The organism is Amycolatopsis vastitatis, from assembly GCF_002234595.1.
GTDB classification, from domain to species: domain Bacteria; phylum Actinomycetota; class Actinomycetes; order Mycobacteriales; family Pseudonocardiaceae; genus Amycolatopsis; species Amycolatopsis vastitatis.
Genome location: NZ_NMUL01000067.1, coordinates 79,021 through 88,742, shown reverse-complemented (window position 1 = coordinate 88,742; position 9,722 = coordinate 79,021). Strand labels below are relative to the sequence as shown.

General features: G+C 66.9%; 10 protein-coding genes and 2 pseudogenes. 7 read left to right on the top strand and 5 right to left on the bottom strand.

Going from position 1 to position 9,722, the window contains the following annotated elements:
• Window positions 1-862 precede the first annotated feature (862 nt).
• Window positions 863-1,009 (bottom strand): hypothetical protein, encoded by a 147-nt coding sequence (locus tag CF165_RS51510; RefSeq protein WP_158226927.1) that lies wholly within the window; start codon window positions 1,007-1,009, stop codon window positions 863-865.
• Window positions 1,010-1,012: 3 nt separating this feature from the next.
• Window positions 1,013-1,240, bottom strand: a complete 228-nt coding sequence (locus CF165_RS44895; protein WP_093953704.1) for a hypothetical protein — start codon at window positions 1,238-1,240, stop codon at window positions 1,013-1,015.
• 552 nt (window positions 1,241-1,792) lie between these two features.
• On the opposite strand from CF165_RS44895, the gene CF165_RS54155 reads away from it, so the two are divergent.
• From CF165_RS54155 to CF165_RS53135, 4 genes are read left to right on the top strand one after another with little or no spacing between them, the layout of a single operon-like run.
• Complete coding sequence (locus CF165_RS54155) at window positions 1,793-2,089, top strand: transposase family protein (protein WP_439098551.1); 297 nt, start codon at window positions 1,793-1,795, stop codon at window positions 2,087-2,089.
• A gap of 57 nt (window positions 2,090-2,146) precedes the next feature.
• Entirely contained in the window at window positions 2,147-2,482 is a 336-nt protein-coding gene (locus CF165_RS53725; RefSeq protein ID WP_338023694.1) for a helix-turn-helix domain-containing protein, read from the top strand.
• Window positions 2,479-2,727, top strand: coding sequence for a winged helix-turn-helix domain-containing protein (locus CF165_RS53140; protein ID WP_240522098.1), 249 nt, complete (start codon window positions 2,479-2,481; stop codon window positions 2,725-2,727). The genes CF165_RS53725 and CF165_RS53140 overlap by 4 nt, the downstream gene beginning before the upstream one ends.
• A 45-nt stretch (window positions 2,728-2,772) precedes the next feature.
• The gene (locus tag CF165_RS53135) at window positions 2,773-3,234 is read left to right on the top strand and encodes a transposase (RefSeq protein ID WP_240522101.1); all 462 of its coding nucleotides are present in this window, start codon (window positions 2,773-2,775) and stop codon (window positions 3,232-3,234) included.
• 24 nt (window positions 3,235-3,258) lie between these two features.
• On the opposite strand, the gene CF165_RS50770 is transcribed toward CF165_RS53135, so the two are convergent.
• On the bottom strand, window positions 3,259-4,041 hold the full coding sequence (locus tag CF165_RS50770; protein ID WP_205661180.1) for an IS630 family transposase: 783 nt from the start codon (window positions 4,039-4,041) through the stop codon (window positions 3,259-3,261).
• Window positions 3,930-4,388 (bottom strand): helix-turn-helix domain-containing protein, encoded by a 459-nt coding sequence (locus CF165_RS52255; RefSeq protein ID WP_093953701.1) that lies wholly within the window; start codon window positions 4,386-4,388, stop codon window positions 3,930-3,932. The genes CF165_RS50770 and CF165_RS52255 overlap by 112 nt, the downstream gene beginning before the upstream one ends.
• 99 nt (window positions 4,389-4,487) lie before the next feature.
• Here CF165_RS52255 and CF165_RS44865 point away from each other — a divergent pair.
• Window positions 4,488-5,735 (top strand): annotated as a pseudogene (locus tag CF165_RS44865) (ISL3 family transposase); the annotation flags it as partial.
• A gap of 21 nt (window positions 5,736-5,756) precedes the next feature.
• Here CF165_RS44865 and CF165_RS44860 read toward each other — a convergent pair.
• A complete protein-coding gene (locus tag CF165_RS44860; RefSeq protein ID WP_143268839.1) occupies window positions 5,757-6,239 on the bottom strand; it encodes a hypothetical protein in 483 nt (160 codons plus the stop codon).
• Between the two features lie 495 nt (window positions 6,240-6,734).
• On the opposite strand from CF165_RS44860, the gene CF165_RS44855 reads away from it, so the two are divergent.
• Together CF165_RS44855 and CF165_RS44850 are read left to right on the top strand one after the other, a co-directional pair.
• Window positions 6,735-7,064 (top strand): hypothetical protein, encoded by a 330-nt coding sequence (locus CF165_RS44855; RefSeq protein ID WP_143268838.1) that lies wholly within the window; start codon window positions 6,735-6,737, stop codon window positions 7,062-7,064.
• A gap of 114 nt (window positions 7,065-7,178) precedes the next feature.
• Window positions 7,179-8,412: pseudogene (locus tag CF165_RS44850) on the top strand (IS4 family transposase); the annotation flags it as partial.
• Window positions 8,413-9,722 lie beyond the last annotated feature (1,310 nt).

Below are 9,722 nucleotides of genomic sequence, written 5' to 3'. Positions count from 1 at the left end.
TGTCAGCTTGCCACGGGCTGCCCGGGCTCGTCTACCACGGCCTGTCCGTCTGGAGGGAGGGTGGTGATCAGGCTGTGAGTTCGCTTCACCTTGCTCGGGTTCCGGACAGAGCCGCTCGTGTTCGCAGGCGAGGTGATAGGTGAAGGGCAATCTCCTCACCACGCGCTTGGCGGCCAGCCGGATCAAGTGCCGGAGCGCGAGGACGCCGGCGGCCGCGGACTCGCCGTACTGGGATTTGCCGATCACCGACTGCGGTATTACCTAGTTGACCTGGTCATACACATCGCCTACCTGTGTGTGACGTGCAGCCGGGTTCGCGGTCTTACGGCGCTGTGCAGCGCGGCACGTAGAGTCGCCATGCCTCGTTGAGGAAGAGCACCGCGGCGGCAGCGCCCGAGCCGACTTCGGAGAAGCTCGTGGTCGCAGCTCCCAGCAGAGTGCCATCTCGGTGTTGTCGGACCTGGTCTCTCTGGACCTGCCGCGCCCGCGCTGATGGGATGCCGTGGGCGCGGCCGCTTTGCAGACGCCACAGCAGCCCGCCCCCGGTGGCGCGCGGCTCGCACCTGCAGCCAGGGCGGCCGTCAGTACCGGCTGTGCAGGATCTGCAACCCCCGTTGGTGCCGCTGCACTGACCGAGGCTCATGCTCAGCTCGCCGGGCTCGGGGTACTTCCAGGGGAATTGCTGAAGGGGTGAACACGGACCCAACGGTCGCCTTGGATGGCCCGCACAACCCCGCCGCGCTGTAGCCGCCCGCCAGCCGCAACTGACTCAGCCCGCCGGGCAGGTCCGGCGGCTCGCTCGGAGCGGGCCACCGAAGGACAGATTGTCTATCACCGCGTAGGTGAACGCCGAGAGCTGCACTCACAAGAACAGGTGCCGGTCGTCATGGTCGTCCTTGCCAAGCTTGGTCAGCTTCGATCGCATCGCCCTCGACTCCAGGTGTGCGGCGAGCTCACTGGGCAGGAGGAGCTCGCCGCCGTTGGCGACTCCACCGATGCCGCCGGCCAACACCTAGACCTCAGGCGGCCGTCCGGTGCTGTTCGTGCGACGTCCGCCGAGACTCCCGGCATCGACGGCGGTGGCCACCGCAGAGCCGAATTGCTCGAGTAGGACGGCCCCGTACAACTGCTCGAGTGAGGTCGTGCCGCGTTCCTCGCACGCCAGCAGCAGCGCGTCGATGCCCTTGAGGTCCTTCGGCGGGAAGTCGCGCGGCACCGTGACGATCCAGGTGTTGCGCAAGCCATCCGACTGTGTAGCGGCTCTTCGCCCCATCGGCGAGCACACCGGTGATCGCGGCTTCGGGCTGAGGTCCGAGCGCGGAGATCGTCAGGGCGCCGGTGCGCCCGTCGGGGAAGTGCAGTACCCCGTCCACGGCGTTCTGTCGACCGCCGAGGTCGTAGGGTTCGACCTGCACGCCCAAGACGCGTTCCACGATCGCGAAGGCGGCCTGCTCGTCACTGCGTTCTTGGGTCATGGCACCAGTGTCACGGACAAACAGTGCCTCGCCATGCAGCCACGCCCCGCCCCCGGAAGGTGGCCCGCCAGCACGTCGCCACTACGAAAACCTGCGCACTCCTGGACTGCTGCAGCTGTGAATGCGGGCTGTGCCTGCTCAAGCTCAGGGAAGGTGACGGCGCTCCCTGAAAGTGGCTCTGGCGCGGGTTTCGTGGTCCGGTGACGGGCGGTGAGCGTGGCCGGTGATCATGTCGCCAGTGCCTTGTTGATCTTGAAGCGTTGCTGCCGCGTCTTGGTGGGCTGGTTGTTGACCGGGCGGAGGTTGCGCATGAGGGTGTGACGGTTTTCGCGCGGTCCAGTGCGACGGGCCAACCGTGCCGGGTGTGCACGGTGTGGTCCGAGCGGGTGCACAGCCGCTACGTGCGACGCGTGTCTGACGAGCCGGTCGGCGGACAGCCGGTGACGATCGTGTTGACCGTGCGTCGCTTCTACTGCCACAACGCCGCCTGCGCGGCGGCGACATTCGTGGAGCAGGTGGAGGGTCTGTCCCGACGGCATCGCCGCCGGTCGGTCCCGTTGCTCGCCACATTGGCGCAGGTCGGGCTAGTGCCTCGTCAAGGAAAGGCGTTGTAATCGTGTCGCGTGGACATCTGGGCTGGTGACCGCGAGGCTGGCCGGTGGAGGTGAGTCATGGCACGTACGCCTGAGGTGTTCGCGCGGTCGTTGGAGCCCGAAGAGGCTCAGCGGCTGGTCAAGATCACCAGGTCGGCGAAGGACCGGGTGCGGTTGCGGCGTTCCGGGATTGTGCTGGCCTCGTCGCAGGGCCGGTCCGCAGGTGAGATCGCGGCAATGTTCGCGGCGACCGAGGGCTATGTGCGGGAGGTGATCCACGCGTTCAACGATTCCGGGTTCGCGGCGTTGTCCCCAAAATGGAGGGGCGGCCGGCCTCGTAAGTTCGGGCCGCCGCCCGGGAGCAGATCTGCCGCATCGCCGCCTGCAAGCCGACTGAGCTGGGGTTGCCGTTGACGACCTGGAGCCTGACCAAGCTGGTCGAGTATCTCGCCGAGCATGCGCGGCTGGTGGTGAGCACCGAGACCGTCCGGCAGATCCTGCGCACGGCGGGTGTGTCCTGGCAGGCGACGAAGACCTGGAAGGCCAGCAATGACCCGGACTTCGTGGCCAAGAAGACCCGCATCCTGGACCTCTACGATCATCCGCCCGCTGATGGGCGGGTGATCTGTGTGGATGAGTTCGGGCCGCTGAATCTGTAGCCCCGTCCCGGTCGGGGCTGGTTCCCCCGAGGTTGCCCGGCCCGGCTGCGCGCGACCTACACCCGCACCAAAGGCATTCGGCACATGTTCGACGCGCTCGACCTGGCCTCTTGTCAGATGTTCTACCGGTTCCGTGACCGCAAACGCTGGCCGCAGTTCCTCGACTTCTGCAAGCAGCTGCGCCGCCGCTTCCCGGCCGGGAAGCTCTACCTGGTCTGCGACAATTACGGACCTCACGCTAAGGCCGAGGTCACCGCGTGGTGCGCGGCCAACGACATCGAGCTGGTCTACACACCGACCAACGCCTCGTGGTTGAACTGGATCGAGTGCGAGTTCACCGCGGTCCGCTACTTCACTCTCGACGGCAGCGACTATCCCAGCCACGCCGCCCAGGAAGCCGCCATCGCTGGCTACCTCCGTTGGCGCAACCGCCACTGCCACCCCAAACGCCGCTTCGCCGTCAACTCCAAGATCCGCCGCCCCGATTACCTACCCAACGTTGCTTGATAAAGCACTAGTAGAGTGTCGCTGCTAATTCTTGGGATATAGGTGGCGGAGTTTGACGCGCGCGTCATCGGTGGTGAACTGCCAGCGGACTTGACGTTGTTCGGTGTTGATGGCGTGTTGCCAGGCGGCGAGTTCGGTGTTGAGCGTGTCGAGGTCGCTGATGCGGCGGTCGAGACATTGCCGCGACAGGGCGGAGAGTTCGATCTCGGCGATGTTGAGCCAGGACCCGTGTTTGGGTGTGTGGTGGATCTCCAGGCGCTGTGCCAGGGCGAAGGCCTCGTCGGGTGCGAAGGCCTCATACAGCGAGGCGATGCCGTGGGTGTTGAGGTTGTCCATCACCAGCACCACGGTCTCGGCGTCGGGATAGTCCACGGTCAGCAGTTGCCTGACCTGCCCGGCCCAGTCGATCTTGGTGCGCTGGGCCAGGGCATGGACACGGCGCCACCCGCGCAGGGGCTCGGCCCACACGAAGATCGAGCAGGTGCCGCACCGGACGTACTCACTGTCCTCGCGGGCATCGCGGCCCGGGCGGGCTGGCAGCGGGTCGCGGACCTGACCGAGCAACTGGAAGGGCTTCTCGTCCATGCACACGACCGGACGGGCGGGGTCATGCGGCCGGGCGTAGACCGCGAGCACGTCCTCCATGCGGGCGGCGAACTCCGCGTTTGCCCGCGGCGGGATGTTCCAGCACTTCCTCAGATGAGGACGCAGTTCCGTTTTTTCAAAACCCGGCCGATGGTCGAGTGGTCCAGGCTCGGGATGTCCTCCGTGAGTTCGACATGCTTTTCCAGCAACCGCAACGACCATCGGGCATGCCCGGCCGGCGGCTGCGAGCACGCCAGGGCGATCAGCCGGGCCTCGACCTCGCCGGTCACCGGGGACGGCACCGGTGGAAGGTCGCGCTTCTTGCGCCCGATTGTGGCCAGGACATCGCCGCCGGTTTCAGCGAATCGCTTGGAGACCAGTCGCAGCATCTCGCCCGAGACTCCGAGCCGGGCCGCGATGACTTCCTTCGGATCGGGTTCGCCCGCCGAGGTGTCCAGCGCGAGCAGCACCCGTGCCCGCCTGATCGTCGATGCCGGATGCACACCCGTGGTGGTCAGCCGGATCAGCTCTTCACGATCCCGCGCCGACAACGTGACCGGCCGCTTCATCAGTGAGGCCCTGGCAACAGTCCTTGTCCGGCAGGGAAAGCGACCTGCCGGACAACAGCGTGGCAGCCACAGGCGCCACAAGTAAGCAGCGACACGCTACTAGCTCTGGCCGGACGTGCCGGGGCACGACTGGCCGCACACCTGGGTACCAAGGTAGACCGGACGACACTGCTGCGGTTGGTTCGTGCGCTGCCGGAGCCGCAGCTCACGAAAGCACCGACAGTGCTCGGCGTCGACGACTTCGCTCTACGGAGAGGACACGTGTACGGCACCGTCTTGGTCGATATCAGCACGGGCAAGGCGATCGATGTCCTGGACGGTCGTGAAGCCGAGCCCCTGGCTCACTGGTTGCGAGACCACCCCGGGGCGGCGGTGATTTGCCGCGACCGTGCCGGTGCCTACGCCGAAGGCGCGAAAACCGGCGCTCCGGACGCCATCCAGGTGGCCGATAGGTTCCACCTGTGGCGCAACCTGGGCGACCACGTGGAGAAAGCCGTGGCGCGCCACCGTGGCTGCTTCAAGCCCGAGCCGCTCGACGACAGCACACCGCCGGCCGACGCGGCCGAGGGCGACCCGGCCCTCACCGTGACCGAGCCCGCGGAGTCGCGGTTGGTGACCCGCACCCGGGAACGCTATGCCGCGATCCAAGACCTGCGGCGCCAGGGCGAATCCTTGTCGGCGATCTGCCGGATCCTCTCTTTGGATCGCAAGACCGTCCGGCGGTTCGCCTCCGCCGCCACGGTTGACGAGTTGCTCGGCAAGGCGGTCGGCCGCAGCAACCTCCTGGACCCGTTCAAGCCCTACCTGCACCAGCGCTGGGCCGAGGGCGTCACCGACGCCGCCCAACTCACCAAAGAGATCTCCGCTCAGAGATACGCGGGCAGCGAGCAGACCGTCCGTCGCTACCTGCACCCTTTCCGCGAGATGCTCACCCCACCGCCGGCACCACCGGCCATGCCCAAGGTCCGCCAAGTCACCGGCTGGCTGCTGCGCCGCCCCGACGATCTCGACGCCGACGAGCAGCGTCAACTCGCCGACATCCGGTCCCGCTGTCCACACCTGGACCGCCTCACGGAGCACGTCAAGGCATTCGCCACCATGATGGTCAAGCGGGAAGGCGAACACCTCGATTCCTGGCTGTCCACTGTAGAATCCGACGACCAGCCTGAACTGCACTCATTCGCCATCGGGATCCGCCGAGACCACGCCGCCGTCACCGCCGGACTCACCCTGCCTTACAGCTCCGGCAAGGTCGAGGGAAACGTTAACCGGATCAAGGCCATCAAGCGTCAGATGTACGGCCGCGCGAAGCTCGACCTCCTCCGCAAACGAGTCATCCTGGCCTGACTCAACGAAGCTCACTCCGAGTCACCGGACCACGAAACCCGCGCCAGAGCCAAATTCGGAGAGCGCCAACAAAGGGACCCCCATGGACATGGCAGTGCTGAAGGTCGTAGTCGTCTGGTGTGTGCTCACGCTGTTCGTCGCCGCGACTGGCAAGGTCATCTGCTGGAAGAACCCCCGTTGCGGCTCATCGTCATCCTCGGCGGAATTCTGGTTGCAGTGCTTGCGCTCGCCCTCGGCTACCCGCAGGTCGTGGGGGATGTTTTCGGCGGGGGAGCGGGTGCCGACCTGGTGAAGTAGCCGCGACTGGACAAAAGTGGACGACCAGGGGCATGACCGGTCGAGCGGTGCGCTCGACCAGCGCGGACCTGAGTACTGGCCCAGATGGATGCGCCGACCGACCTCCGCGACGTGGACGAAGTTCGCCAGGGGCATCATGCTCTCCGCCGCCATGGACCAGGCCCGCGAGGCGGCGACCTCGGCGTCGTGCTGACGATCGTCGACCATCGCGGTGCCGTGCACCTGCTGGTAGCCGCGTCCAGGTCGTTGCACCGGGCGATGTGGTCCCGCGCCTTGTCCACTCGGGCTGGCCGCCGAGCCGGAAGCCCCTGGAGGTCGATCCGCTCCTCGAGGGCGTCGACGACGGCCGCGGGACCGTCGCCGCTCCAGGTGCGAGGGCTCCGGCGCCTAACCGGATGGACGCATGGCGAGTTCGCGGAAAAGGGCAGATAGTTTGACGCCGACGTTCGCCGGGCGCGTCAGGCTATCTGGCCTGCCGCTGGTCAACGCCTTGTCTCCGGCCAGCTCAGCTGTCGCTTGACACCGGCCATGCCGATCGCCGCGCCCGATGGAGTGATCCCATTCCACCGCTGACCAGCTACTGTAGTCGCGTCAATGACTCGAAAATATCGGTAATCGTGGCCGTTGCGGCGCCATTAGCGGGAATCCTTGGCGGCATTCGGTGGATATGCGTGCGATCATCGGCAGCGTAGCGTGCGAATCATGGGAATCGCTCGCATGATGCGTTTGGCAACGCTTTCGGCGGCCGCTGGGGCGGCCGCGTTCATCCTGGCCGGTCCGGTCGCCCCGACGGCCCAAGCGAATGCCATGTATCCGGACGACTGCACCGTCACGAACGACACCCCGGTGCCGACCAGGGACATGACCTGCACGGGCCGACCGGCCGGGCAGCGTTGGCAGATCGTGCTCAACTGCACAATCGGCCAGTCGGACCGGGACGTTGCAGGCACCGTCGTGACCGGTAACGGTACGTCGGTCGGGCACTGCCCGCCCAACACCCGATCGGTGTTCGTCTGGTTCCAGACGGTTTAGCGCGCCTGACGGTCTAAACCCAATGCCACGTAGCTTAAGTTGATCTTGCTTGGGGGTGGGGTTCCCGGCGTGGCGGCGAGGCTTGTCCCGGCCGGGCTGCTCTGATCGTCTGCCATGAGCTCAGGTGTGACGGCCAGCCCGGATCAGGTGTCGCTGGGTGTGCTGATCACCGCGGTGGACCGGGACGTGATCGACACCGCGGTCGCTGCCGGCGGGGTCGCGGCGAAACGCTCGGACGGGAAACTGCCCCCGCATGTGGTGGCCTATCTGACCATGGCGATGTGCTTGTTAACTGGCGATGACTATGAGGAGGTCGCGGCCAAGGTCACCGGGTCGTTGTCGTGGTTCGGGTGCTGGAACGCGTCCTGGACGGTCCCGACGGCCAGCGGGATCACCCAGGCCCGTAAACGGCTGGGGCCTGCGGTGCTGAGCGAGGTGTTCGAGGGCGTGGCCCAGGCGGTCGCGACCTCGGATACCCGGGGTGCGTGGTTGCGGCGGTGGCGGCTGGTGGCGATCGACGGGTTCGAGGCCGATCTGGCCGACACCCCGGCCAACGTGGCCGAGTTCGGGTATACCGGATCGGGTGAACACCGCTCGGCGTTCCCGAAAGCGCGGGTGGTCGCCCTGGCCGAGTGCGGCACCCACGCGTTCCTCGCCGCCGAGGTCGGGGCCTACGCGACCGGGGAGAAAACCCTGGCGCAGCGGCTCTACCCACGTCTGCGCCCGGAGGAGCTGCTGACCGCTGATCGTGGTTTCTACAGCTGGGCCGCGTGGGATCTCGCCGCCGCGACCGGGGCCGGGTTGTTGTGGCGGGCACCGACCCAGCTCACCCTGCCCGTCGCCCGGGTGCTGCCTGATGGGACCTACCTGACGGTCCTGATCAGCCCAAAGGTCCGGGGTGCAGGTCGCCGGCGGCGGATCCTCGCCGCCGCCGAAGCCGGACAGGACATCCACCCTGATGAGGCGCACCTGGTCCGGGTCGTGGAATACGACGTCCCCGACCGTGAGGGCAACGGCACCGGGGAGCTGATCGTGCTGCTGTCCACGATCACCGATCCCGCCGACGCGGCCGCCGACGAGCTCGCCGCCGCCTACCACCAAAGGTGGGAGGAGGAAACCGCCAACGACCAGCTCAAAACCCACCTCCGCGGACCAGGCAAAATCCTGCGGTCCCGGCTGCCGGAGCTGTGTACCAGGAATCTGGGCCTGGCTGACCGTCCACTACGCCCTCAGCGTCCTGATCGCCCGCGCCGCCGAAGCCGCCGACCTCGACCCGGACCGGATCAGCTACAGCCGTGTCCTGCGCATCGCCCGCCGTAGCGCCACCGGCACGGCGGGGTTTCCCCCCCTCAGGACTGGGCTGAGAGCCCTGCCCGCCGTCCTGGCCGACATCGCCGGCAGGCCGATCCCGCCGCGACGGCACCGCACCTGCCCACGGGCGGTGAAACGCTTACGTCACAACGCCTACCGCGTCAAGAAACGCACCGAACCCGCCAGCACCCGCCATACCGGCCCACCCACGATCAGGCTGCACGGACTCTCGCCCGCACAGCCTGATCAACTTTAAGCTACGTGGCATGGGGTTCTGGGGAGCAAGCCGGAGGCGGAGACCATCACAATGTTGGTTCTCGGGGTTGGATGCGGTATCGCGGGTGCGGTGGTCCCGCGTGCTGGCGAGCTGAAGGTCGGCAAGGAAGGCCTCGAGGCGAAGCTGGATTCAATGCTGACTCTCGATTCGCGTGCGGTTGCGATCACAATTCAACCCGCCGCGACCTCAAAAGAGCTGCCTTCGGAGACACCTCTTACGTACGCGCAGCTCTTGGCTGTCGCCACGGCGGCCGGCTGGACTGTCGCTCATGCTCCAGGTGCGAGCCATGCCACGCTGACAAAACCCATCCTAAAAGTTCCGCCCGGTGGCCGATTCGGCCTCGGGGATACGGTCACGGTGTTGGTGCCGCTACACCAGCCCCTAGAACCAGTCCAGCCAGCGTTACTTGAAGCGCTGAAGGCAGCTGGGTTTGAGCCGGCCGAGGAGGCAAAGGTGGCTGCGATACGCGCCACACTGAACCCGCCCCGCGTTCGGTGATGACTCAGAGACCTCGATTAGGCCAGCGCATCGCCAATCCGGATGCGGTCGTCGAAATGACGCCATTGCGCTCAGGGTGAGACCTTGAGGAGGCCAGGTACTGATCGAGTTTCGGTACGGAAATTACCGGCAGCGCGGCGTACAACATCTGGGCTCGGCGCCGGTTCACAGGCCAGTCAACCCGAAAACGAGCCTGAATCCGCGCCAGTCGCCGCGCTGTGGTTGCCGACCGAGCTGGGGCACGACAACTCCAGCCTGCTCGACGGGCAGTATCGGCCCATCGTCGCGAACCGCGGCACGTACACCGGCCGTGAACGCGCGCTGGAGGGCGGTTGTGTCGGACAGGTCGGGACGACGACCCGCGGATGGCCGTGCGGCGCGTCGGGCATCCGGCGGGGTTCGACGCCGGCGGCGATGATCAGGCCGTCGTAGCGGACCTCTTCGTGGCTGGTCCGAGCAGGTCCGATCACCCGGCGCCATGGACGTGGGTCCCGAAGCGTGCGGCGCGATCGCCGACGTGCTGCCGCCGTCGGGGGACTGGGTGGCCGCTGGTGTTGGTCGCGAGCTGAACG